Here is a 1132-nt window from a genome sequence, read left to right as displayed (position 1 = left end):
ACAATAGTTGGGCTTGCCCCTGCGAAGATAGCTAGCTGCCGGGTCCTTTTTTTTTGCCTTTTTTGTAGTTCGGCATATAATATACTAGAAAGAAAAGAGGATATTATGAAGAACTTAGGCTTTTACAATGGAAAAATAGATGAATTAGAAAATATGCAAGTTCCAATGTTGGACCGTGCTTGTTATTTTGGAGATGGTGTATACGATGCATCCTATGCAAATAATCATACAATTTTTGCACTTCAAGATCATTTAAATCGTTTTTACAATAGTGCAAAACTTTTAAATATTAACATTCCATATAAAAAAGAGGAATTACAAGATTTATTAATTGAATTAGTAAATAAAGTAGATTCACCAACACAGTTTGTATATTGGCAGGTTTCAAGAGGAACAGGTATTCGAAATCATATTTATCCTGAAGACATGAAAGGTAATTTATGGGTTATGATTACACCAAAGCCTTTGGCAGACCCAAATAAAGAGATGTCTGTTGTTACCATGGAAGATACACGATTCTTTCATAATAACATTAAGACGATTAATTTAATTCCTGCAGTAATGTATTCAACAGATGCACATAATCATGGTTTTGATGAATGTATTTTACATAGAGGACCAGATCGTGTTACAGAATGTGCTCATAGCAATGTATCTATCTTAAAGGATGGTTGCTTTATAACTGCACCTTGTGATGAATATATTTTGCCTGGTATTGCTCGTAAACACTTGTTAGAAGCTTGTATAGCTTTACATATTCCGTATGAAGAAAAAGTTTATTCTTTGCAAGAGTTATTTGATGCGGATGAAATAATTGTATCTAGTAGTTCACACATTTGTCGTCGAGTAAAAAAGGTAGATGGTAAACCATTTGTTGGGAAAGATATATCAACATTTAAAAAGTTACAGGATTATGTATTTAATGAATTTTATGATTATACAAACGCAAAACGTATTGATTAATTCAACTGGCATTTTGCCAGTTTTCTTTTAAAAATGGCGATGTAAGCGTATACAGTAAAAAAGATGAAAAAAAATAAAAAAAACATTTGACGAAGCGGGAAGTATTTGGTAATATAGATGAGCACTGCTGAGGTGCACATGATCTTTGAAAACTGAACAGGAAATAAAA

The 1132-nt window shown here is 31.9% G+C and carries 1 protein-coding gene; it reads left to right on the top strand.

Features of this window, described 5'->3' with window-relative positions:
- Nucleotides 1–105 precede the first annotated feature (105 nt).
- Nucleotides 106–963 (top strand): aminotransferase class IV, encoded by an 858-nt coding sequence (locus NE544_RS11955; RefSeq protein ID WP_256269492.1) that lies wholly within the window; start codon nt 106–108, stop codon nt 961–963.
- Nucleotides 964–1132 lie beyond the last annotated feature (169 nt).

It is taken from the genome of Holdemanella sp. MSK.7.32, assembly GCF_024460475.1.
Lineage (GTDB): Bacteria > Bacillota_I > Bacilli_A > Erysipelotrichales > Erysipelotrichaceae > Holdemanella.
This window is presented reverse-complemented; position numbering and strand designations above follow the sequence as displayed.

Bases quoted from the DNA above. Each gene is read 5' to 3' on its own strand.
- NE544_RS11955 (WP_256269492.1), top strand. From the start codon at position 106: ATGAAGAACTTAGGCTTTTACAATGGAAAAATAGATGAATTAGAAAAT.